We start from the raw sequence: 23,636 nt of genomic DNA, 5'->3' as shown, positions 1-23,636 counted from the left end.
GTGACCCAGGAGCCACCCCGCCCTGCGCCCCGGGCAGTGCCGGGCCCCGTGCCCGACCAGACCGAGCGGACCCTCGCGTCCCTCGACGACGCCCTGCGTCCCCTCGACACGCTCGTCGACCGTCCCGTCGACGAGCACCCCGCCGTCTTCGAGGCGGTCCACGAGTCACTACGACGCACCCTCACGGAGCCTGACAGCTGATGACCACCTCGCACCCCACGCAGCCCCCCGCCCGCACCGCGGCACCCGCCGGCGCGCCCGGTGGGAGCTCCCCGGACGCCGCACCGCAGGGAGAGCAGCGTCTCGACGCCGAGCTGGTCCGGCGCGGCCTCGCGCGCTCGCGCGGCCAGGCCGTCGCCCTCGTCAAGAGCGGTGCGGTGACCGTGGGCTCCGAGGTCGTGCGACGTGCCTCGACCGTGGTCGCCGCCTCCACGGAGATCACCGTGGAGGCCGACGCCGACGACCCCGGCTTCGTCTCGCGGGCCGGCTTCAAGCTCGACGGCGTCCTGGTGGCCCTCGGCGACCAGGGACCGAGGGTCTCGGGCGCCGACTGCCTCGACCTCGGGGCCTCGACCGGTGGCTTCACCGACGTCCTGCTCCGTCGTGGTGCACGCAGCGTCGTGGCGCTCGACGTCGGCCACGGACAGCTCGTCGAGCCGCTGCGCAGCGACCCCAGGGTCCACGTCGTCGAGCGCTTCAACGCCCGCGAGCTCACCGCCGCCGCGCTGCCGACGGTCCCCTCGGTGGTCGTCGCGGACATCTCCTTCATCTCGCTGACGCTCGTGCTCGACGCGCTCGTCGCCTCGGTCCCCGACGACGCCGAGCTGCTGCTCATGGTCAAGCCGCAGTTCGAGGTCGGCCGCGAGCACCTCGGGTCCGGGGGAGTGGTGCGCGACACCGCGCTCCACGCCCGTGCCGTGCGCGGCGTGGTCGACGCCGCGGACCGTCTCGGCCTCGGGACCCGGGCGATCGTGCCCAGCCCGCTGCCCGGACCGAACGGGAACCGTGAGTTCTTCGTGTGGTTCTCGCGTGCCGCTGCGCAGATGTCACCGTCGGATGACACGATCGGACGAGCCGTCGGCCACCCGGTCGAGGCTGGTGCGGCTGTCACCTGGGTGACGGCCGACGACGCCGACCCCGCTGGAGGCCGTTCGTGACACGCAAGATCCTCGTGGTGACCCACGGCGGCCGGCAGGAAGCCGTCGCCGGGTTGCGCGAGGCCGTCCCGGCGCTGTGCGCGGCCGGGTTCGAGGTCGCGCTCCACGACCACGACCTCGCCGCCGAGATGGGCACGGGGTCCTTCGTGCTCGACGAGGCGCGCGACCTCCTGGACGGGACCGAGCTCGTCATGGTGCTCGGCGGTGACGGCACCATCCTGCGCGCCGCCGAGATCACGCACGGGACCCAGGTCCCGCTGCTCGGGGTGAACCTCGGGCACGTCGGCTTCCTCGCCGAGAGCGAGCGCGAGAAGCTCACCGAGACCGTCCAGCGGCTCGCCGACAACGACTACGTCGTCGAGGAGCGCGGTGTGCTCGACGTCCGCACCTACCTGCCGGGCAGCTCCGAGCCGGTGCGCGACTGGGCGCTCAACGAGGCGACGATCGAGAAGCACGAGCGCACCCTGATGATCGAGGTCGCCATCGAGGTCGACGGCCGCCCGCTGTCCTCCTTCGGGTGCGACGGCGTCGTCATGGCGACCGCGACCGGCTCGACCGCCCACGCGTTCTCCGCCGGCGGCCCGGTGATCTGGCCCGACGTCGACGCCAAGCTGCTCGTGCCGCTGTCTGCGCACGCACTCTTCGCACGGCCCCTGGTGGTCGGCCCGGGGTCGATGTTCGCGGTCGAGGTCGCGACGCGCTCGGGTGCCGGCGGCGTGCTCATCGCCGACGGCCGTCGCCGGACCTCGCTGCCCGTCGGGTCGCGGGTCGAGGTGCGCACCGGTGACACGCCGCTGCGCTTCGCCCGTCTCAACCAGGCACCGTTCACCGACCGGCTCGTCAGCAAGTTCAACCTTCCCGTGGTCGGCTGGCGCGGCCTCGCCGACGAGGCCGCAGCGCACCGTGACGAGCCCGCCAGCAGCACGGCAGAACCCCAGCCCGACACCGAGAACACCCCGCAGACTTCACAGACGAGGTGACACAGTGCTCCACGAGATGAGCATCGAGAACCTGGGCGTCATCAGCCGCACCCGGGTCGAGTTCTCGCCCGGTCTCACGGTGATCACCGGTGAGACCGGTGCCGGCAAGACCATGATCCTCAGCGGCCTCGGCCTGCTCATGGGCGGCAAGGCCGACGCGCAGGTCGTGCGCACCGGTACCGACGCCGCCGTGGTCGAGGGACGCGTCGTGGCGGACAGCGCCTCGCTCGCCGCGCGTGTCGACGAGACCGGCGCCGTCCTCGACGACGACGGCAGCCTGCTCATCGTCCGCACCGTCGCCGCGCAGGGACGCTCACGCACCCACCTCGGTGGACGCTCCGTGCCGCAGGCCGTGCTCGCCGACCTCGCCGAAGACCTCGTGACCATCCACGGCCAGTCGGACCAGATGCGCCTGCGCTCCCCGCAGCGCCAGCGCGAGGCCCTCGACTCCTTCGCCGGGGAGGTCGTCACCACGGCCCTCGCCGAGTACCGGGCGCTGTGGAACGAGCGCGCCGCCTCCGCAGCCGAGCTCGAAGAGCTCGTCGGGCGTGCCCAGGAGCGCGCCCGCGAGGCCGAGCTGCTCCGCCTCGGCCTCGCGGAGGTCGAGCGGGTGGCACCCCAGCCGGGGGAGGACACCGAGCTCGCCCAGGAGGCCGAGCGCCTCAGCAACTCCGAAGAGCTCCGCACCGCCGCCCAGGACGCGCTGCTGGCCGTCGCGGGCGACGACCTCGCCGACGTGGCGGTCGGCTCGGGCTCGAACGCCGTCGAGCTCGTCGACCGTGCCCGTCGGCTCGCCGAGCACGGCGGCCAGTTCGACCCCGAGCTCGAGGCCGTCGGCAAGTCCCTGGCGTCGGTGGCCTACGCCCTGGCCGACGTCGGCACCGAGCTCTCCGGGTACCTGGCGGCGCTCGACGCGGACCCGGCACGGCTCGAGACCGTCGAGGCACGCCGCGCCGAGCTCGGGCACCTCACGCGGTCCTACGGCGAGACCGTCGACGAGGTCCTCGCCTGGGCGTCGACCTCGGGGCTGCGGCTCGCCGAGCTCGACGACTCGGACGGTCGCATCGAGGTCCTCACCGAGTCGCTCGCGGCGCTCGACGCACGCCTCGTCGAGCGTGCCGCCGCACTGACCGCCGCCCGTACCGCGGCCGCGGTCTCGCTCTCCGACGCGGTGACCGAGGAGCTCACCGGGCTGGCGATGTCCGGGGCCACCCTCACCATCGAGATCGACACCCTCGAGGACCTCGGTCCGTGGGGTGCCGACAGCGTCCAGATGCTCCTCAGCGCGCACCGCGGCGGACCCCCCCGCCCCCTCGGCAAGGGCGCCTCGGGCGGTGAGCTGTCCCGCGTGATGCTCGCGATCGAGGTCGCCCTCGCCACGGCCGACGCCTCCGGCGCGCGCCGCACCCCGACGATGGTGTTCGACGAGGTCGACGCCGGGGTCGGCGGCAAGGCGGCGCTCGAGGTCGGGCAGCGCCTGGCCCGCCTCGCGCGGACCACGCAGGTGATCGTCGTCACGCACCTCGCGCAGGTCGCGGCCTACGCGGACGTCCAGCTCGTGGTGTCCAAGGGGGCCAGCGCGCAGGGCGCCGACGGGCAGGACGCGGACGCCGACGTCATCACACAGTCGGGCATCCGCATCGTCGCAGGTGACGACCGCGTGCAAGAGCTCGCACGCATGCTCTCGGGGCAGGACTCCGAGGCCGCGCTCAGCCACGCGGCGGAGCTTCTCGAGCGTGCCGCTGTGAGAACATGAGCGTGATGAAGCTCAGACGACGATCGACTGCCAAGGATGCGGCGCACCCTCTGCAGGGAGTCACGGGGACCGCCAAGGTCGACCGACGGACCAAAGATCTCACCAAGCGCCTGCGCCCCGGCGACATCGCGGTGATCGACCACCTCGACATCGACCGTGTCGCCGCCGAGGCGCTCGTGGCCGCCCAGCCCTCCGCGGTGCTCAACGCCGCGAAGTCGATCTCCGGGCGCTACCCCAACCTCGGCCCCAGCATCCTCGTCGAGGCCGGCGTCGTCCTCGTCGACGACCTCGGGGCCGACGTGATGTCCGTGCGCGAGGGCAAGACCCTGCGCATCGACGACGGTGCCGTGTACCTCGGGGACACCCTCGTCACCGAGGGGGTCGTCCAGGACGTCGAGAGCGTCACCCGCGACCTCGAGGAGGCCCGCGAGGGCCTCTCCGCCCAGCTGGAGTCCTTCGCGGCCAACACCATGGACTACCTCCGGCGCGAGCGGGACCTGCTGCTCGACGGCGTCGGCATCCCGGAGATCTCCACCAAGATCGCCGGTCGCCAGGTGCTCATCGTCGTCCGCGGGTACCACTACCGCGAAGACCTCAAGACGCTGCGCTCCTACATCAAGGAGTTCCGCCCCATCCTCATCGGCGTCGACGGCGGCGCCGACGCGATCATCGAGGCGGGCTGGAGCCCGGACCTCATCGTCGGCGACATGGACTCCGTCTCCGACAAGGCGCTGCGCTGCGGCGCCGAGGTCGTGGTGCACGCCTACCGCGACGGCCGCGCCCCCGGGCTCGAGCGCGTCGAGGCGCTCGCCGTGCCCTTCGTCGTGTTCCCCGCCGCGGGCACCAGCGAGGACATCGCGATGCTGCTCGCCGACGACATGGGTGCCGAGGTGATCGTCGCCGTCGGCACGCACGCCACGCTCGTGGAGTTCCTCGACAAGGGGCGCGCCGGCATGGCGAGCACCTTCCTCACCCGCCTGCGCGTCGGCGGCAAGCTCGTCGACGCCAAGGGCGTCTCGCGCCTCTACCGGCACCGCATCTCGACGGCCCAGCTGATCCTGCTGGCCGTCGCGGGTATCGCCGCCGTCGTCGCGGCGATGGTCTCGACGTCCGTCGGGCAGACCTTCCTCGGGTTGACCGGGGCACGCATCGACGACCTCTGGTCGTGGGTCGTCTCCCTGGCCTGGTGGACCTGATGGGCGCCCCGCCCGCAGCCACCGCCCTGACAGCTGACAGAAAGTTCCAGTGACGTGATCGACTTCCGGTACCACATCGTCTCGCTCATCTCGGTGTTCCTGGCCCTGGCCGTCGGGATCATCCTCGGTGCGGGCCCGCTCAAGGAGTCCATCGGCGACACCCTCACCGGGCAGGTCGACGTCCTGCGCTCCGAGAAGGACGCCCTGCGCACCGAGCTCGACGAGACGCAGGCGACGCTCGCGGGGACCGACGCCTTCGTCGAGGGTGCAGCACCCGCGCTCCTCGACGGCGTGCTCCCCGGGTGGCGGGTCGGCGTGATCCAGCTGGGCCCGGTCGACGACGCCGTCCAGAGCGCGATCGAGCAGCAGGTGCAGGCCGCCGGGGCGAGCGTCACGGCGACGACCCGCATCACGGACACCTGGACGGCCGCAGACCAGGCCGACTTCCGGCAGTCCTACGCGACGAGCCTCGCAGAGTTCCTCCCGGACACCGCGGCCTCCGAGGGCTTCGAGCTCGTCCTCGCCCGCGCCCTGGTGCTCTCGATCGCCGACGTGGACCCGTCGAACCCGGACGCCTTCTCGTCGAACGCAGCGCTGGTCCGCCGGAGCCTCGTCGACGGCGGGCTCATCGAGATGCCCGTCGACCCCACCGCCCCCGTCGACGCGATCGTCCTCGTCGGGACCGCGGACTCCGCAGCCGGCTCGGACGAGGCTGACGCCGTCGCCGACCGCTCGGCGGTCACCGCGATCCAGCTCAAGCTCGTCACCGCGTCCGAGACCGGCTCGCAGGGCGCCGTCGTGGTCTCGGGAGCCCCGCTCGAGGGCGACCTCGTCTCGACGATCCGCACCGACAGCGACCTCCAGGGGACCACGACCACGGTCTCCGACGTCGAGTCCATGACCGGCCAGGTCAACGTCCCGCTCTCCCTCGCGGCCCGTCTCGCGGGGCAGGTCGGCCAGTTCGGCACCGGGACCGGTGCGACCGCGGCGATCCCGCCGCGCGTCGTGCTCGACCCGGTGGTCCGCCAGGCGGTCGAGGAGGGCGCCGTCGAGGGCGAGCCCGTCGACCCCGCAGGCGAGGCCGGCGACCCGGCCACCGGCGAGGGCGACGCAGGGTGAGTGCCCGGCGGTGGCTCGGCGGCGCGCTCGTCGCCGCTGCCACGACGAGCCTCGTCCGCTCCCGTCTCGGGCGCACCCCGCCCGGCGGGCCCGCCCGCTGGGACCGGACGAACCACCAGGGCACCTCGGTCAGCCTCCTCGAGGGACCGGCCGTGGCCGCGGGCCTCGCGGCCGGCGCGCTCGTGTCGGGCGGCTCCACCCGATCGAGGCTCGGTCACACGACCGCCACGGTCGGAGCCCTGGTCTTCGGTCTCGTCGACGACCTCGCCGAGGACACCAGCACCCGCTCCAAGGGGCTCCGCGGACACCTCGGGGCAGCCCTGCACGGTGACCTCACCACCGGCGGCCTGAAGGTCCTCGGCATCGGTGCCACCGGTCTGGTCGCCGCTGCCCTCGCCCCGCCCCGCGAGCCCTGCGGCCCGGGTCGGCGCACGGTCGACCTCGTGGTCGACGGCGCGGTCGTCGCGGGAGCCGCCAACCTCGCCAACCTCCTCGACCTCCGCCCGGGCCGCGCGCTCAAGGCGGGCAGCGCCGCAGCACTGGCGCTGTCGGGGACGACAGCCTCCGGCCCGGCCGGCGCCGTGCTCGGCGCCGCCGCCGCAGCAGCCCCGGCCGACCTCGCCGGAGACGACATGCTCGGAGACTCCGGCGCCAACGCGCTCGGGGCGCTCCTCGGCTCTGCCGTGGTGCAGGGGACCAGCCGTCGTGCGCGGGGGACCGTCCTGGTCGTCCTCGTCGGCCTGACCCTCGCGAGCGAGCGCGTGAGCTTCTCCCAGGTGATCGCCCGCACCCCCTGGCTCGACGCCGTCGACCGCTGGGGCCGCCCGCCAGCACCGACAGCCCCGGCAGCACCGTCGACGCGCCCCGCGGCAGAGGGCCCGGGCGCGGCCGTCACGGACGGCAGCACGCGGCCGTGAGAGCACGGCTGGCGGCGGCGAGCCAGACCCTCGCGGGGGCCGCCGTGATGATCACCCTCGTCACGGTGCTGAGCCGGCTCCTCGGGTTCGGCCGCTGGGTCGTCCAGGCCAGCGAGCTCGGCACCGGTGGGGTCGCGAGCGCCTACGCGACCGCGAACGTGCTCCCCAACGTGCTCTTCGAGGTGGCTGCGGGCGGAGCGCTCGCCGGAGCGGTCGTCCCGCTGCTCGCCGGGCCGATCCTGCGCCGTGCGAAGGTCGACGTCGACGCGATCGCCTCGGCGCTCCTCACCTGGGCGGTCGTCGTCCTCGTCCCGCTCGGCCTGGCCCTCGCCGTCTTCGCGCGGCCCGTCATCGGGCTGCTCCCCGGTGTGGGGACCGGTCCCGAGGCTGACGTCGCGACCTACTTCTTGCGGGTCTTCGCGATCCAGCTGCCGCTCTACGGCGTCGGCGTGGTGCTGGCCGGTGTGCTGCAGGCCGGCCGCCGGTTCTTCTGGCCCGCCGCCGCCCCCATGTTCTCGAGCGTCGTGGTGATCGTCGCGTACCTCGTGTTCGGACGCCTCGCCGACGGGCAGCAGGGCAGCCCGGGCGAGCTCTCGGCCGCGGCCGTCGGCTGGCTCGCGTGGGGCACCACCGCGGGTGTCGCGGCCATGAGCCTGCCGCTGCTCGTCCCCGCGCTGCGCACGGGCCTGCGGCTGCGCCCCAGCCTCCGGTTCCCCGCGGGCGTCGGGTCGCGCGCCCGGCGGCTCGCGACGGCCGGCATCGGCGCGCTCGTCGCCCAGCAGGTCTCCGTGCTCGTGGTGATGTACGCGGCGCTCTCCTCGGGGGGCCAGCACACCTTCAACGTCTACCAGTATTCGCAGGCGGTCTACGTGCTCCCGTACGCGGTGCTCGCGGTCCCGCTCGCGACGAGCGCCTTCCCACGTCTCGCCGCTCGCGCCGACGCCGGCGACCGTGCCGGGTTCGCCCGCCTGAGCGCTGTCGCGACCCGCGCGGTCGTCGCCGTGAGTGCGGTCGGCGCCGCGGTCCTGCTGAGCGTCGCGGGCGCCGTCGAGGCGTTCTTCGACGCCTTCACCCCCGGCGGTACAGACGGCATGGCCGTCGCGATCGCGTGGTCCGCCCCGGGGCTCGTCGGGTTCGCGCTGCTCTTCCTCCTCTCCCGGTCCCTCTACTCGCTCGACGCGGGTCGCGCCGCGGTGGTCGGCGCCGCCCTCGGGTGGGGAGCGGTCGTCGCCGTCGCCGCGGTGCTCCCGGCGGTGCTCACCTCGGGGACGCAGGACCAGACGCTCACCCTGGCCTCCCTCGGCGCCGCCGGCTCCGCCGGGATGCTCGTCGCCGGGGTGACGCTCCTCGGCGCCGTGCGCCGCCGGGCAGGCGCCGCCGCTGTCGCGGGCCTGCCCCGCACTGCCGTCGTGGCCGTCCTCGCGGGCGCCGCAGGCGGCTGGCTGGGGCACGCGCTCGCCGACCTCCTGCTGCCGACCGGCGCCTCGGTCGTCGAGGCGTTGCTGGCCGGCGTCGCCGCCGGGGTGCTCGCGCTCGTCGTCACCGCCGGGACCCTCGTGGTGGCCGACACCTCGGTCCGCGACCTCGTCCGCGCCCGGCGTGCGGGCACGGCGCCGGAGCCTGGCGCAGCGTCAGAGCCGAGCACCGCGTCGGACTCAGGTACTGCGGCAGAGCCGGCGGCAGTGCCCGTCGCCGGGACCGGCGACGTCCTCGGTCCCGGCAGCCTCGCGACGCTCCCTGACGTCCCGCCGGCCCGGGTCCTCCAGGTGCTCGGGTCGAGCGCCGGGGGAGTGGCCCGCCACGTCGGACAGCTGGCTGCAGCGCTCGGAGCGCCGGGCAGCGCGGCCCCCTCGGTCGTGGTCGTCGCGGGACCGGAGTCGGTCCGGACCCTCGTCGCCTCCGAGCGCGTGCGCTTCGTGCCGGTCGAGATCACCGACCGGCCCCGGCCGACGGCCGACCTCGGTGCGGTGCGCACGCTGCGCGGTCTCTCGGCGCGTGCCGACGTGGTCCACGCGCACGGCCTGCGTGCCGGTGCCCTCGCCGTGATCGCGGCCCGGTCGCTGCGGCAGGGACACCGGCCCACGATCGTCGTGACGCTCCACAACCTGCCGGTCGGCGGTCGTGCCGTCCGCACCGTCTCCGGTGTGCTCGAGCGCGTGGTCGCCCGCGGGGCCGGCACGGTCCTCGGGGTGAGCACCGACCTCGTCGAGCGCGCACGCGACCGCGGGGCCCGGTCGACGGCCCGGGCGCTCGTGCCCTCCCCGCAGCAGCAGGCCCCCGACGTCCCCGACCGGGCCACGACGCGTGCGGGGCTCGGCCTCGGGCCGGACGAGCGTCTGGTCGTGACGGTCGGGCGCCTCGCGCTCCAGAAGGGCCTGCCGACGCTGCTCGACGCCGTCGCGCACGTCGGGCGCACGGCCCCGCAGCACCGGGTGCGGTGGGTGGTCGCCGGAGGCGGGCCGCTGCACGACGAGCTGGCCCGTCGCGTGCGTGACGAGCGTCTCCCCGTCGACCTGCTCGGACCGCGCGACGACGTCGCCGCCCTCCAGGGGGCCGCCGACATAGTGGTCAGCGCAGCGGTCTGGGAGGGGCAGCCGCTCAACCTGCAGGAGGCGCTGCGCGTCGGGGCCGCGGTGGTCGCCACCGACGCCGGAGGCACCCGGGAGGTCACGGGAGACGCCGCTGTGCTGGTCCCCGTGGGCGACGCGGCCGCCCTCGCCGACGCCGTCGCGGTCCTGCTGTCCGACCCCGAGGCCCTCGCCGACAGGCGCCGCCGCTCGCTCGTCCAGGCCTCCGCGCTCCCGACCGTGGGCGACGCTGTGACGCAGCTCGCCACCGTGTACCACCGGCCTTCCCCGGCCGGGGGCCTCCCGGCCCGACCCGTCGACTGATAGAGTGGAACCCCGTGGCAGACCATGTGAACAGGCTCCAGTCCAGCAACCGAGTCCGGTCGGAATCGACGACACGGCACATCTTCGTGACCGGGGGTGTCGCCTCCTCCCTGGGTAAGGGACTGACGGCGTCCAGCCTCGGTCGACTGCTCCGGGCCCGCGGGCTCCGAGTCACCATGCAGAAGCTCGACCCGTACCTCAACGTGGACCCGGGCACCATGAACCCGTTCCAGCACGGTGAGGTCTTCGTCACCGAGGACGGGGCCGAGACCGACCTCGACATCGGGCACTACGAGCGCTTCCTCGACGTCGACCTCGAGGCGGCGGCGAACGTCACGACCGGCCAGGTGTACTCCCAGGTCATCGCCAAGGAACGACGCGGCGAGTACCTCGGCGACACCGTCCAGGTCATCCCGCACATCACCGACGAGATCAAGAGCCGCATGCGTGCGCAGGCGAGCGACGACGTCGACGTGATCATCACCGAGATCGGCGGGACCGTCGGGGACATCGAGTCCCAGCCCTTCCTCGAGGCCGCCCGTCAGGTGCGCCACGAGCTCGGCCGCGACGACGTGTTCTTCCTCCACGTCTCCCTCGTGCCGTACATCGGCCCGAGCGGAGAGCTCAAGACGAAGCCGACCCAGCACTCGGTCGCCGCGCTGCGCAGCATCGGCATCCAGCCCGACGCGATCGTGCTCCGCTCGGACCGCGAGGTCCCCGAGGGCACCAAGCGCAAGATCGCGCTGTTCTGCGACGTCGACAACGAGGCCGTCATCAACTGCATGGACGCGCCGAGCATCTACGACATCCCGCGGGTCATCCACTCGGAGGGCCTCGACGCCTACGTCGTGCGCCGCCTCGGCCTGCCCTTCCACGACGTGGACTGGGACGGCTGGTCGCAGCTCCTCGAGCGCGTGCACGAGCCCGCGCACCGCGTGGAGATCGCGCTCGTCGGCAAGTACATCGACCTCCCCGACGCGTACCTCTCGGTCACCGAGGCGCTGCGCGCCGGCGGGTTCGCCAACGACACCAAGGTCGTCATCCGCTGGGTCCCGTCCGACGACTGCCAGACCCCAGAGGGCGCCCAGACGTCCCTCGAGGGCGTCGACGCGGTCCTCGTCCCCGGCGGCTTCGGCGTGCGCGGCATCGAGGGCAAGCTCGGCGCGCTGCGCTGGGCGCGCGAGGGCGGCGTGCCGACGCTCGGCATCTGCCTCGGCCTGCAGTCCATGGTCATGGAGTACGCACGGAACGTCGTCGGGCTCGAGGGCGCGTCGTCGTCGGAGTTCGACCCGGCGACCCCGCACCCGGTGATCGCGACCATGGCGGAGCAGCAGAGCTTCGTCGACGGCGCGGGCGACCTCGGCGGCACCATGCGCCTGGGCGCCTACGACGCGGCCCTCGCGCCGGGGTCCGTCGCGGCCGGCGTGTACGGCTCGGAGCTCGTGTCGGAGCGTCACCGCCACCGCTACGAGGTGAACAACGCCTACCGCGCGCAGCTCGAGGAGGCCGGGCTGGTCTTCTCCGGCACCTCGCCCGACGGCACCCTCGTGGAGTTCGTCGAGCTGGCCAAGGACGTGCACCCGTTCTACATCTCGACGCAGGCGCACCCCGAGTTCAAGTCCCGCCCGACCCGCGCGCACCCGCTGTTCGCCGGTCTCGTCCGGGCTGCCCTCGACCGCCAGGGCGTCTGACATGAGCGACGGCGCCCAGGGAGCAGGCAGCACCGAGCCTGTCGTCGACGTGCTCGCACCGCGAGAGGTCCTCGGCCACGAGGTCCTCGTGCAGGGTCGGATCTTCGACCTCGTCCGTGACGAGGTCGACCTTGACCACTCCGTGGTGCACCGCGAGTACGTCGACCACCCCGGCGCCGTCGCCGTGGTCGTCCTCGACGACCACGACAGGGTGCTGCTGCTCAGGCAGTACCGTCACCCGGTCCGCCGCGAGCTGTGGGAGCCGCCCGCCGGCCTCCTCGACGTCGCAGGGGAGGCCGCGCAGATCGGCGCAGCGCGCGAGCTCGCCGAGGAGGCCGACCTCGTCGCGGCCAGCTGGCACACCCTCGTGGACTACTACACGACCCCCGGCGGCAACAACGAGGCCCTGCGGGTGTTCCTCGCCCGTGACCTCAGCCCCGTCCCCGAGGCCGACCGCCACGTGCGCGAGGACGAGGAGCGCGACATCGAGCCGCGCTGGGTCCCGCTCGACGAGGCTGCCGACGCGGTGCTCCGCGGTGATCTGCACAACCCCTCGGCCGTGGTCGGCGTGCTCGCCGCGGTCGCCTCGCGCGCCGGCGGGTGGGCCAGCCTGCGCCCGGCCGACGCGCCGTGGCCCGAGCGACGCCAGGCGCAGGACTGACGGTGCCGTCGGGCCCAGAGCCGACGGAGCCCGACCGCTCGCCGCAGCGTCCGCCGGGAACAGCCCCGGCCTCGCCTCCGGCCTCGCCTTCGGCTCGTCGCCGCGCCACCGCGGCGCTCGTCGCGGTGGTGGTGGTCGCGACGGGTCTGGGCGTCCGCGGCCTGGCCGGGGGACCGGTGGCCTCGGCCGCCGGTGACGTCCTCTACGCCGTGCTCGTCTACCTGCTCGTGGTGGTCCTCGCGCCCCGTCTGCAGCCCGTGCGGGTCGGTGCGGTCGCGCTGGCCGTCTGCTGGGCGGTCGAGCTCGCGCAGACCACCGGGGTGCCGGCAGCGCTCGCCGAGGCGTGGTGGCCCGTCCGGTACGTGCTCGGCACGTCCTTCGTGTGGACCGACCTGCTGCTCGGGGCGGTCGGCGCGCTCCTCGCGTGCGGCGTCGACCTCGCGCTCCGAGGACCCCGCGCCCGGCGGTCCGTCTCAGCACGTGGTCAGGTCGCGTCTCCGGGAACAGGACGCCCGGTCTGAGAGGTTGTCGAGGTCATGCCCTCGACACCACCACCGCACGCCGCTGCGCGCCCCGCCGTCGCTCGCCCTGACCGCATCAGTGCTGGTCTCGTCCTGCTGCTCTCGGCGCTCACCGCGATCGGGCCGCTCACCATCGACCTGTACCTCTCGGCCTTCCCCGAGATCGTCGCGGAGATGGGCACGACCGAGTCCCGCGTGCAGCTGACGCTCACCGCGACCCTCGCGGGGCTCGCGATCGGCCAGCTGGTCATCGGTGCGCTCTCCGACGCCGTCGGGCGACGCGCCCCGCTCCTCGTGGCCCTCACGGTGTACGTCCTCGCGTCGAGCGCGATCGTCGCCGTCGACGGCATCGTGTGGCTCACCGTGCTGCGGTTCGTGCAGGGTCTCTCTGCCGCCGCAGGCATGGTGCTCTCGATGGCGGTGGTCCGTGACACCTTCCACGGGTTCCAGATCGGCAAGGTCATCGCGCGGCTCATGCTCGTGGTCGGCGTCGCGCCGATCCTCGCCCCGACCCTCGGCGCGCAGTTCCTGCGCCTGGGCTCCTGGCGGCTCATGTTCGTCGCGCTGGCCGTCGTCGGCGCGATCCTGCTCGTGGTCGTCGCGCTGCGCCTCGAGGAGTCGCTGCCGGTCGAGCGTCGTCGCACGGGCGGGCTGGGGGAGGCGCTGCGCTCCTACGCCGACCTCGTCCGCGACTGGTCGTTCTTCGGCCTCGCGCTGCTCGCGGGCTTTTACATGGCCGCGATGTTCACCTACATCTCGGCCTCCACCTTCGTGCTCCAGGGGCAGTTCGGCCTCTCCGCCCAGACGTACGCGGTGCTGTTCGGCGTCGGGGCCGTGTCCGTCACCGCCGGCAGCCAGATCAACGGCGCCCTCGTGGGCCGGGTGGCCCCGACCACCATCCTCACGGGAGCCGTGGCGGCCGGCTTCGTCCTCTCGGGGGCGCTCTACGCGGCCGCCGCTGCGGGCGCCGGGCTCGCCGTCCTCGTCTCCCTGATCGTGCTGACCCTGGGGACGGCCGGCTTCGTCATGCCGTCGGTCCCCGCGATCGCGCTCGAGCGCAACGCCCACCGTGCCGGGAGCGCTGCCGCCCTCGTGGGGGCCCTGCAGTTCGGCGTGGGCGCCGGCATCGCGCCCGTCACCGGCCTGCTCGGCGGCACCCCGTCGGTCACCATGGCCGTCGTGATGTTCGGGGTCATCACCGTCGCCGGTGTCCTCCTGCTGAGCCTGCGCCCAGGGTGGCGCCGGCTCGCGGCAGCCGAGCGCGAGACCCCGGAGACCGCGCTCGGCGAGACCGCAGAGCGGGTCGTGAAGGCGGTGCCGCAGGGGTGACAGGGCTCTGACAGCGACGTGAAAGGTCTCCGCCCCACGATGAGGGGAGCGCGGCTCGCACCGAGCCGCAGAAGGAGACCACCATGACCAGCTCCCCCTGGGCGATCGAGGCGCACGGCCTCGTCAAGACCTTCGGCAGCGCCCGTGCCGTCGACGGCGTCGACCTCCAGGTGCGCACCGGCACCGTGTACGGGGTGCTCGGCCCGAACGGCGCCGGCAAGACCACCGTGATCCGCATGCTCGCCACCCTGCTGCGCCCCGACGGCGGCTCGGCGACGGTCTTCGGCCACGACGTGGCCACCGACCCGCACCGCGTGCGCCAGCTCATCGGCGTCACCGGCCAGTACGCGTCCGTCGACGAGACGCTCAGCGCGACGGAGAACCTCGTGCTCTTCTCCCGGCTGGCCGGGCTGAGCCGCGTGGCCTCACGGGCCAAGGCCGCCGAGCTGCTCGAGGAGTTCAGCCTCACCGAGGCCGCGGGCCGTCCGCTCAAGCAGTTCTCCGGGGGGATGCGGCGTCGCCTCGACCTCGCGGCGAGCCTCATCTCACAGCCTCCGCTGATCTTCCTCGACGAGCCGACCACCGGGCTCGACCCGCGGACCCGCACCCAGATGTGGGACACGCTGCGCCGCCTCGTCGCCTCCGGGTCGACGGTGCTCCTCACCACCCAGTACCTCGACGAGGCCGACCAGCTCGCCGACCGCATCGCCGTGATCGACCGCGGTCGCGTCGTGGCCGAGGGCACGAGCGAAGAGCTCAAGGCCTCCGTGGGGCAGCAGAGCCTCCAGGTGCGGGTCGCCGACCCGGACCGGCTCGACGTCGCGCGTCGCTGCGCGGTCGAGGTGTTCGGCGTCGAGCCGGCGACGAGCGGCGGCGACGGCCGTCGGCTCACGGTGCCGGTCCTCGACCCCGCGTCCGTGACGGACCTGCTCCTGCGGCTCCGCGACGCGTCCGTCGAGGTGGACGAGATCTCCATGACGCGCCCGACGCTCGACGAGGTGTTCCTCACCCTCACCGGGCACGGTGCCCAGGGCGAGCCGGCCGAGGCCCCCACGCCCCACGACGCGGCCCACCCGACCGTCGGCGCCCCCCGAGACTCCCGAGACGAGGTCCGAGCATGAGCACCACCACACCGACCACGACCACACCGCTGCCCACCCTGATCGTGCCCGGCGCCGACCGAGAGCTGTCCGGCCGCGTGAGCCTGCACCAGACCGCCTCGAACATCCTCGCCATGGCGTGGCGGGGGCTCGTCAAGGTCCGGCGCACCCCCGAGCAGCTCTTCGACGTGACCCTCCAGCCGATCATCTTCACCGTGATGTTCACCTACATCTTCGGCGGGGCGATCTCCGGGAGCGTCTCCGACTACCTCCCGGTGATCATCCCGGGGATCCTCGTCCAGACCGTCATCACCACCTCCGTGGTCACAGGGGTCCAGCTCCGCGAGGACATGGACAAGGGGGTCTTCGACCGCTTCACGTCGCTGCCCATCGCCCGGATCGCGCCGCTCGCCGGCGCCCTCCTCGCCGACACCCTGCGGTACCTCATCGCGACGACCCTCACCTTCACGGTCGGCTTCGTCATGGGCTACCGGCCCGGCGGCGGGGTCGGCGGGGTGGTGCTGGCCGGTCTCCTGGTCATCGTGTGCTCGTGGTCGCTCAGCTGGATCTTCGCGTTCTTCGGGGTGATCGGCCGGACGGCGTCCTCGGTCCAGGGCATCTCGTTCCTCGTGCTCTTCCCCCTGACGTTCCTCTCGAACGCCTTCGTCCCGGTCGACACGATGCCGGGCTGGCTGCAGGGCTTCGTCAACGTCAACCCCGTCTCGCACATCGTGACCGCGGTGCGCGAGCTCGCGAACACCGGCACCGCGACCGGAGAGGTGCTGCTGGCCCTGGGGGGAGCGGCGGTCGTCGTCGCGGTCTTCGCCCCGCTCGCCGTCCGCGCCTACATGCGCAAGGTCTGACCCCGCCCCTGTCGCCCGGGGGTCACCGGGGGCGCTGCTCCCAGGGCCCCCGGCGCAGCACGTCGAGCACGAGCCCGACCAGCCCGTCCGCCGGCACCGCACGGACCGTCGAGCGGGCCGCCTCGAGCGCCGCGTCGCCGTGCAGCCGGCGGGCCGCGTCCTCGTGGGTGCTCCGCAGCAGCGAGGGCACGTCCTGGCGCGACCCGAGCCGCTCGGCGGCCGCGAGCAGCAGCAGCCCGTCCTCGACCCGTCCGAGGGCTACCTCGTGCACGAGGTAGGCCCCCAGCGCCAGGCTCGCGGTCCCGAGGATCGGGTGGTCGGTGAAGCGGGGTGAGAGCCGCTGCTGCGCCACCGTCCGGGCCCGCAGGTTCGGCGCCGAGCGCCGGAGGTGGTCCTGGGCGTCACCGAGCACGGCCAGGCAGACGATGCTGGCCCCGAAGACGAGGAACCACGGCGACCTGCCGGAGCTGGTCCCGCGCATGTGGTCACGAGCGCGCCCGTACAGACGCAGCGCAGCCAGCGGGTCCCCGGAGACGAAGGCGATCTCGGCCCGTCCGGACAGGTGCACCGCCCTGGCGTTCTCGGCGTCCTGGTGCGACGAGGGACGGGCGGGGTCCTCCGTCGACGCGCTCAGCCCGGCGAGCAGGACCTCGGCCTCCTCCACCCTGCCCAGCGCGACGAGGCTCGACGCCTCGAGCCAGGCGGCCTCGTCCAGGTCAGCGGTCGCCTCGAGCAGCACCATGCCCTCCCGGGCGTGGGCGAGCCAGCCGAGCGCCTCCGCGGGACGTGCCTGCTCGCTCGCCAGCTGACCGAGCAGCATCGCTGCCGACGCCGCGCCCCAGGTCTCCTGGCGGGCGACCGCGAGCTCGTAGCCCGCCAGGGCGTGCTCCTGCGCCTGGAGCAGGTCGCCTGCGTTCTCCGCGAGCTGTGCGCTCACCACGCACGCGACCGCGGCGACGAAGCCGTCGCCGGACCGCCGCGCCCGCGCGAGCGCCGACCCTGCGGCCGACAGGTCGACGGCCTCGACGGCGACCGCGCCGAGCTCGCGCACCACGGCCGGCAGCGGGGCCGGCGAGCAGAGCACCGCGCGCAGCCTCAGCAGCGCACGCCGGCGGACGTGCTCCTGCGTCGTGAAGGTCGTCGTGAGCACCACCAGGAGGGCGAGCGCGACCGTGCCGGCGCGCTCCGGGGGTACCGGCGTCCGCGCGCTCGCGGACAGCACCTCGGGGGCGCTGGCCACGACGTCGGAGTGGGCCCCGGAGAGCGTCCAGAACAGACCGAGCAGCCCGAAGACCGTGATCACCACGTCACCACGTCCTGCGGCGGTCGACCGCCGCAGGACGTGCACGAGGTTCTCCTGTTCGAGGCGAGCCCGCGCCAGGGCGGCCACCTGGCCGGCCCCGGTGAGCGACGGCCACTCCCGCTCGCTGTGCTCCACGGCCCAGACGAAGAGCGCGTCCTCGGCGGCCTGCGTCTCGTCGGACTCCCGCAGCCGGAGCGCGCCGAACTCCCGGACGGTCTCCAGCATGCGGTACCGTGCCGCGCCGGTGGCCGGGTCCTCGTGGACAGTGAGGAGCGACTGGTCGACGAGACCTGACAGCAGGTCGAGGGTCTGGACCGTCACCGCGTCGTCGGAGGGCGCGCCGTCGTCGGAGGCCGTGCCGTCCACGGACGCGGGCACCGGGACGGTACGCACGACGTCGCGGAGCCCTGCGACGGTCTGCGCCGCCTGTGCCGAGAACCCCGAGGGGAAGACCGACGTCCGCCGCAGCAGCGCCCGCTCGGCGAGGGAGAGCAGCTCCCAGCTCCAGCCGATGACCGCCTCGAGGGTGCGGTGACGCTCGGGGGCCGTGCGCCCGCCGCCGGTCAGGAGCTCGAAGCGCCGTGTCAGGCGCTGCTCGACCTCGACGACCGTCATGCTCCTCACCCGTGCCGCGGCCAGCTCGATGGCGAGAGGCAGCCCGTCGAGGCGCTCGCAGAGCCGCACGACCACCTCGCGCGGGAGCGCAGCATCGGGGCGCACTGCTCGGGCACGTGCTTCGAAGAGCTCGACGGCAGGGCCCGCGCCGCCGTCGGGCGGGGTGACGGCTGACAACGGCGACAGCCGGACCAGCTGCTCGCCGCCCACGAGCAGGGGCGACCTGCTCGTGGCGAGCACCGACAGGGTCTCGACCGAGCCGAGCAGCTCCGCGACCCACGCGGCCGCCCCCTCGACGACGTGCTCGCAGTTGTCGAGGACGAGCACGGTCGGCTCCTCGCCGAGCCGCTCGGCCACGCGGGTCGAGGTGTCGGAGTGCACGAGCCGGTCGCTGATCCGCCGTCCGCCCGCCTCGTCGCGGACCTCGAGCGCGGAGGCCAGCGCGAGCGCCACGTCGTCGTCGGTCCGCACGCTCGCGAGCTCGACGACCACGACGCGCACCCCGTCGGCGTCCGTGCGGCGGGCGGCCTCCTGGGCCGTCCGGGTCTTGCCCAGACCTCCGGGGCCGAGCAGGGTCACCAGGCGCGTCGACCCGAGGAGGGTGAGCAGGGCCTCGACCTCCTCGGTGCGACCGAGCATCGGGGTGGGGGCGGAGCGCAGGCCGACCGACCGGCGCCTCCGAGGTGTGGGAGAGACGGGTGAGGGGTGGGAGAGGGGAGGTGGGGCGGCCGGGCCCGGGCCGTCTGGGACCGGCTCGTCCGGCTGGCGGAGGAGCTCGGTGTTGAGCCGGACCAGCGCGGCACCGGGAGCGCTCCCGAGCTCTGCGGCGACCGCGTCCCGGACCCGCGAGAACACGCGGAGCGCGTCGTTGGTGCGCCCGAGTCGGGCGTAGCACCGCATGAGCGTGAGGTGCAGGGCCTCGTCGGCAGGGAGCCGTGCCGACAGCGACTCGCCGACCTCGACCGCCTCGGCACCAGCGCCCAGGGCGACGAGCGCCCCGAGCTCGGCACGGTCGACCGCGAGCAGCAGAGCGCTGCGGACCTCGTCGACCTCGACCTCGGCCTCGGTCTGCACCGGCTGGTCGGAGCCGCAGCGGGCCCGCGCGTCGCGCACGACACCGAGCGCGTCCTGAGGCCGTCCTCCGTCGATCAGCACGCCTGCCTCGCGGGTCGCCGACTCGACGAGGTCGATGTCGCTCGGCACGCCCAGCGCATACCCGTGCGGGGTCGAGACGACGACCTCGGGCCCGACGGCCCGGAGCCGTGCGACGACGGTGTGCAGGGCCGCCCGCGGGGACAGCGGGACCGACTCCGACCAGAGCGCACCCACGAGCCGGTCCGCGGAGACAGACCGCCCCCGCGCGAGCGCCAGGGTGAGGAGGAGGTCGCGGGGCCTCCGCCCGGTGACCTCGGCCCGAGAGCCTGGGCCGACGACGGCCGTGCTCCCGAGCACCGTGACGTACACGGCAGCGGTGGTGCTCGGCGGAGGGGCGGTGGTCACCGCGCAAGTCTAGGAGGGTGCGCCGCTAGGGTGAGAGCCGCCACCCTGGCGCCGGGCCCGACACGGCGCGCAGGACCCCTGCGTCCAGGAGGACACCGTGACCACGGACAGCACAGCCCCCGCGCTCCCGCCGACGGTGACGTCGAGGACGACGCCCGCCGGCCTGGAGGTGCTCACCGTCGCCAACGCCCACGGCACCGCAGAGGTCTACCTCCAGGGGGCGCACGTCACGGCGTGGACCCCGGCCGGCGAGGACCCCGTGCTGTGGCTGAGCTCGGCGAGCGCCTTCGAGCCCGGCGTCCCGGTCCGTGGCGGCATCCCGATCTGCTTCCCGTGGTTCGGTGCCCGGGACGGCCATCCTGAGGCTCCGGCCCACGGCTACGCCCGGCGCACGGTGTGGACGCTCGTCGGCGCTCACGACGACCACGAGACCACCGTGCTCCGTCTCGCGCTCGCGGCCCCGGCCGACCCCGCGCTCGCGGACCTCTCCGGACTCGACGCCCTCTACGAGGTGCGCGTCGGGCGGACGCTCGACGTCGCGCTCACGGTGACGAGCACCCGGGACGTGCCGGTGCGCTTCGAGGAGGCGCAGCACACCTACCTGCGCGTGCTCGACGTCGAGGCGACCGCGGTGCACGGCCTCGAGGAGGTCGCCTACCTCGACAAGACGGCCGCTGCCGGGACGGACCCGCACCGCACTCCTGAGGGGGCGCCGCTCGTGCCGAGCGGCCAGGTCGACCGGGTGTACCTCGGGACGTCGGGTCCGGTGCAGGTGGTGGACGCGGCGCGGACCGTCCGGGTCACGAAGAGCTCGTCGCAGAGCACCGTGGTGTGGTCTCCGGGTGCCGAGGTCGCGGCGGGCATGCGGGACATGGGCCCGGGGGAGTGGCGCGAGATGGTCTGCGTCGAGTCCGCGAACGTCGGGGAGCACGCCGTGGTGCTCGAGCCTGGTCGTCCCCACACCCTCGGCTCCTCCTACGAGGTCCTGCCGCGGGTGTGAGCACGGCCGGTGCCGGCCGTGCTCACCAGAGGGGAGCTGTCGCGCGTCAGACGCGGCTGCGGAGCGCGAGCGGCACCCGGGCTGCGCCTGCCGTCAGCAGCGCGGCGCCGACCATGTGCGCGCCGACCAGGAGCTCGGGCAGGCCCGTGAAGTACTGGACGTAGCCGATGGCACCCTGCGCGAGCGTCACGACGAGCAGCACGAGGACCACCCGGCGGGCACGGTCCACGCGGGGCGACGTGCGGTAGACCAGGACGAGGAGCGTCACGAGCAGCGCGGTGAAGACCCACACGGAGGCCGAGTGGAACTGGGTCACGTGCGCGGGGTCGACCGCGAACCGGTAGCCGACCTCGGAGTCTCCCGAGTGCGGTCCGGCGCCGGTGACGATCACGCCGAGCACGAGCACCGGGACGAGCGCCACCATGAGGAGCCACGAGACCACCCGGGTGCGCGGTCCGACCAGGGGCCTCGGCGGGCCGTCGCCCTCCCTGGCACGGTCCAGCAGCACTGCCGAGACGGCGACGAGGGCCATCGAGACGAGCAGGTGGCTGCCGACCACCGCGGGGTGCAGCTCCACGAGCACCGTGATGCCACCCAGGACCGCCTGGAAGATCACGCCGAGCAGCGGGACGAGCCCGAGCACCCGGAACGCCTTCGAGCGGTCGCGCGCGCGCCACACGAGCACGGCGACCACGATCGCGATGACGCCGAGCACGCCCGTGAGGGTCCGGTTGCCGAACTCGATGAAGGGGTGGAGCGACGTCGCCTCGTGGAACTTCGGCGTGAACTCGCCGGGCTCGCAGAGCGGCCACGTCGAGCACCCGAGGCCGGAGCCGGTGAGGCGCACGGCACCGCCGGTGCCCACGATGACGATCTGGGCGACGAGGTTCGCGGCGAGCGCCGGGACGGTGAAGCGGCGGGCGGAGTCGAGCCAGCGTCCGACGGTCCCGGAGGTGGTCGAGGCGTCCGGTGGGGTCTGGGTGGTCACCAGACAAAGGTAGCCGGGACGGACCTCCGCCCAGGAATCCTGAGGGGGTCGGCGGGTGTGAGATGAGCCCGGTCGGGCGGCGCCGGCGCCCCGCGGGACGCCGCGCCGAGGCCGGGGAGAGCGGGTCGTCAGCTCCAGCGGAAGAGCTTGCCAGCACCCCAGCCGAGGGCTGCCGTCCAGCCGAAGAGCACGACCAGCGAGAAGGCGGGGATCGCACCGTCGAGGAAGGCCCCGCGGACGGCCTCGCCGAGCGCCCCGGACGGCAGCAGCAGCGCGACGTGCCGCAGCGCACCCGGGAGCTGGTCGGCCGAGGTGAGCACCGCGCCGAGGACCACGAGGAGCACGAGGACGATGTTCGCGACCGCGAGCACGCCCTCGGCCCGCAGCGTCCCGGCGAGCAGGAGCGCGAGCGACGTGAAGGCCGCGGTCCCGAGGAGCACCGCGACGACCGCGAGCGGGATGCCCGCAGGGTCCGGGCGCCAGCCGAGCACCACCGCGACCACCGTGATGACGGCGATCTGCACCGCCTCGACGGTGAGCACGCCGATGATCTTCGAGGTGAGCAGGCCACCGCGCCCGAGCGGTGTGGTGGCCATGAGGCGCAGCACCCCGTTGCGCCGGTCGAAGGCCGTGGCGATCGACTGGGACGTGAAGGCGGCGCTCATCACGGCCAGGGCGATGACACCCGGCGTCATGAAGTCGATGCGTGAGGCGCCGCCGGTGTCGATCTCGACGATCGAGGTCTGGGTGAGGCCGATCAGGGCCATCACCGGCAGCAGGATCGTCACCATGAGCTGCTCGCCGTTGCGCAGGATCGCCCGGGCCTCGAAGGCCGACTGCGAGAGCACCCGGCGGCGCGCGGAGGCGGCGCCGGCGGTGCTCGGTGCGGGGACGGGGCGCGGTGTGGTGCTGGGGGTCGCGGTGCTCATCGCAGGCTCCGTCCGGTGAGGTCGAGGAAGACGTCCTCGAGGGTGCGGCGCCCGGTCGAGACGCGGGAGAGCAGGATCGACCTGTCGGCGCACCAGCGGGTGAGCGAGACCAGGGTGGCCGGTGTGACGGCGCCGGAGACCGAGTAGCTGCCGGGGGTGGTCTCGCGGACGCCGGCGCCCAGGGCGCTCGCGAGCGAGAGGGTCTCGATGCCGGCCGCGGCCGCGAAGGTCAGCGCGCCGGTCGACCCGGACACGAGCTCGGCCGGGGTGCCCTCGGCGATCACCTGGCCGTGGTCGACCACGACCACCCGGTCGGCGAGCTCCTCGGCCTCGTCCATGAGGTGGGTGGTGAGCACGATGCTCACACCCTGCTCGCGCAGCGCCCGGACGAGCTCCCACACGGCGTGCCGGCTCTGCGGGTCCATGCCCGCGCTCGGCTCGTCGAGGAACACGAGCTCGGGGCGCCCGACGAGGGCAGCGGCGAGCGCGAGGCGCTGGCGCTGGCCCCCCGACAGCCTGCGGACGGTGGTCCGCGCGAAGCTGGCGAGCCCGAGGCGCTCGACGAGGTCGTCGACGTCCCAGGGCTCGGCGTACATCGTCGCGACGTGGCGGAGCATCTCGAGGGCGCGGACCGACGTGGGCAGCCCGCCGTCCTGGAGCATCACGCCGACGCGCGGGCGCAGGGCCGCGCTGTCGGTGACGGGGTCCAGGCCGAGGACCCGGACGGAGCCGCCGTCCGGGAGGCGCAGGCCTTCGCAGCACTCGATCGTCGTCGTCTTGCCGGCACCGTTGGGGCCGAGGACGGCGGTGACCTGTCCGTGGTGGGCGGTGAGGTCGAGGCTGCGGACGATCTCTCGGCCGTCGTACCTCTTGACGAGGCCGGTGATCTCGACTGCGGGGTTGGAGGGCACGATCGATGAGTCTAGTGGGCGCCGCGGGCGCGTCGGGCGCGGTGCTGACGGGTCGTCGCCACCAGGAGGTGTACGCAACGTCACCCCGGTATCGGCCCAGGTGAGGCTCTCCTTGCTTGCGCGGATGCATTTAGCCCATAAGTATGTTGTCTAAAGTGCGCGAGCTGACGCGCCACTGCTCGGCCCCCTCCTCGACGTCTGACTCGACA

Annotated in this window: 19 protein-coding genes; 15 read left to right on the top strand and 4 right to left on the bottom strand. The window is 74.0% G+C overall.

The annotated features are described in order from the left end of the window. Positions 1-48: 48 nt before the first annotated feature. From SKED_RS19995 to SKED_RS10810, 14 genes are all read left to right on the top strand, one after another. Complete coding sequence (locus SKED_RS19995) at positions 49-201, top strand: hypothetical protein (RefSeq protein ID WP_012867204.1); 153 nt, start codon at positions 49-51, stop codon at positions 199-201. After that, positions 201-1,157 (top strand): TlyA family RNA methyltransferase, encoded by a 957-nt coding sequence (locus tag SKED_RS10870; protein WP_012867203.1) that lies wholly within the window; start codon positions 201-203, stop codon positions 1,155-1,157. The genes SKED_RS19995 and SKED_RS10870 overlap by 1 nt, the downstream gene beginning before the upstream one ends. Next, positions 1,154-2,137 carry an NAD kinase gene (locus tag SKED_RS10865; protein WP_012867202.1) on the top strand — a complete coding sequence of 328 codons (984 nt, stop codon included), beginning with the start codon at positions 1,154-1,156 and terminating at the stop codon, positions 2,135-2,137. The genes SKED_RS10870 and SKED_RS10865 overlap by 4 nt, the downstream gene beginning before the upstream one ends. Positions 2,138-2,141: 4 nt before the next feature. Beyond that, the gene (gene recN, locus SKED_RS10860; RefSeq protein ID WP_012867201.1) at positions 2,142-3,893 is read left to right on the top strand and encodes a DNA repair protein RecN; all 1,752 of its coding nucleotides are present in this window, start codon (positions 2,142-2,144) and stop codon (positions 3,891-3,893) included. Positions 3,894-3,898: 5 nt separating this feature from the next. Beyond that, complete coding sequence (gene steA / locus SKED_RS10855) at positions 3,899-5,089, top strand: putative cytokinetic ring protein SteA (RefSeq protein WP_012867200.1); 1,191 nt, start codon at positions 3,899-3,901, stop codon at positions 5,087-5,089. A 54-nt stretch (positions 5,090-5,143) separates the two neighbouring features. Next, a complete protein-coding gene (locus SKED_RS10850) occupies positions 5,144-6,208 on the top strand; it encodes a copper transporter (RefSeq protein ID WP_012867199.1) in 1,065 nt (354 codons plus the stop codon). Next, positions 6,205-7,125 carry a hypothetical protein gene (locus tag SKED_RS10845; protein WP_012867198.1) on the top strand — a complete coding sequence of 307 codons (921 nt, stop codon included), beginning with the start codon at positions 6,205-6,207 and terminating at the stop codon, positions 7,123-7,125. Before SKED_RS10850 ends, SKED_RS10845 begins: the two co-directional genes overlap by 4 nt. Next, on the top strand, positions 7,122-10,016 hold the full coding sequence (locus tag SKED_RS20525; protein WP_012867197.1) for a lipid II flippase MurJ: 2,895 nt from the start codon (positions 7,122-7,124) through the stop codon (positions 10,014-10,016). The genes SKED_RS10845 and SKED_RS20525 overlap by 4 nt, the downstream gene beginning before the upstream one ends. 14 nt (positions 10,017-10,030) lie before the next feature. Then, a complete protein-coding gene (locus tag SKED_RS10835) occupies positions 10,031-11,707 on the top strand; it encodes a CTP synthase (protein ID WP_042437988.1) in 1,677 nt (558 codons plus the stop codon). A gap of 1 nt (position 11,708) precedes the next feature. After that, positions 11,709-12,368: an NUDIX domain-containing protein gene (locus SKED_RS10830; protein WP_012867195.1), complete on the top strand. Its 660-nt coding sequence runs from the start codon at positions 11,709-11,711 to the stop codon at positions 12,366-12,368. Positions 12,369-12,370: 2 nt separating this feature from the next. Continuing rightward, the gene (locus tag SKED_RS10825) at positions 12,371-12,889 is read left to right on the top strand and encodes a DUF2809 domain-containing protein (protein ID WP_081447974.1); all 519 of its coding nucleotides are present in this window, start codon (positions 12,371-12,373) and stop codon (positions 12,887-12,889) included. A gap of 15 nt (positions 12,890-12,904) precedes the next feature. Next, the gene (locus tag SKED_RS10820) at positions 12,905-14,218 is read left to right on the top strand and encodes a multidrug effflux MFS transporter (protein ID WP_012867193.1); all 1,314 of its coding nucleotides are present in this window, start codon (positions 12,905-12,907) and stop codon (positions 14,216-14,218) included. A gap of 83 nt (positions 14,219-14,301) precedes the next feature. Continuing rightward, positions 14,302-15,339 carry a daunorubicin/doxorubicin resistance ABC transporter ATP-binding protein DrrA gene (locus SKED_RS10815; protein ID WP_012867192.1) on the top strand — a complete coding sequence of 346 codons (1,038 nt, stop codon included), beginning with the start codon at positions 14,302-14,304 and terminating at the stop codon, positions 15,337-15,339. Beyond that, complete coding sequence (locus SKED_RS10810) at positions 15,336-16,181, top strand: ABC transporter permease (protein WP_012867191.1); 846 nt, start codon at positions 15,336-15,338, stop codon at positions 16,179-16,181. The genes SKED_RS10815 and SKED_RS10810 overlap by 4 nt, the downstream gene beginning before the upstream one ends. A 22-nt stretch (positions 16,182-16,203) precedes the next feature. Here the strand turns inward: SKED_RS10810 and SKED_RS10805 are convergent, their stop codons facing one another. Next, positions 16,204-19,599 carry an AfsR/SARP family transcriptional regulator gene (locus SKED_RS10805; protein ID WP_012867190.1) on the bottom strand — a complete coding sequence of 1,132 codons (3,396 nt, stop codon included), beginning with the start codon at positions 19,597-19,599 and terminating at the stop codon, positions 16,204-16,206. Positions 19,600-19,696: 97 nt separating this feature from the next. Here SKED_RS10805 and SKED_RS10800 point away from each other — a divergent pair, with 97 nt between their 5' ends. Beyond that, entirely contained in the window at positions 19,697-20,599 is a 903-nt protein-coding gene (locus SKED_RS10800; protein WP_012867189.1) for a D-hexose-6-phosphate mutarotase, read from the top strand. Between the two features lie 46 nt (positions 20,600-20,645). Here SKED_RS10800 and SKED_RS10795 read toward each other — a convergent pair whose 3' ends face one another. The 3 genes from SKED_RS10795 to SKED_RS10785 all read right to left on the bottom strand — a co-directional run bounded on the left by SKED_RS10795 (position 20,646) and on the right by SKED_RS10785 (position 23,427). Next, positions 20,646-21,587 (bottom strand): COX15/CtaA family protein, encoded by a 942-nt coding sequence (locus tag SKED_RS10795; protein WP_012867188.1) that lies wholly within the window; start codon positions 21,585-21,587, stop codon positions 20,646-20,648. A gap of 128 nt (positions 21,588-21,715) precedes the next feature. Then, complete coding sequence (locus SKED_RS10790) at positions 21,716-22,516, bottom strand: ABC transporter permease (RefSeq protein WP_012867187.1); 801 nt, start codon at positions 22,514-22,516, stop codon at positions 21,716-21,718. Continuing rightward, positions 22,513-23,427: an ABC transporter ATP-binding protein gene (locus SKED_RS10785; protein ID WP_012867186.1), complete on the bottom strand. Its 915-nt coding sequence runs from the start codon at positions 23,425-23,427 to the stop codon at positions 22,513-22,515. Before SKED_RS10785 ends, SKED_RS10790 begins: the two co-directional genes overlap by 4 nt. Positions 23,428-23,636: the final 209 nt, after the last annotated feature.

The organism is Sanguibacter keddieii DSM 10542, assembly GCF_000024925.1.
Taxonomy (GTDB): Bacteria; Actinomycetota; Actinomycetes; order Actinomycetales; family Cellulomonadaceae; genus Sanguibacter; species Sanguibacter keddieii.
Note: the sequence above shows the minus strand (reverse complement) of the source record. Positions and strands in the feature narration are given on the sequence as shown.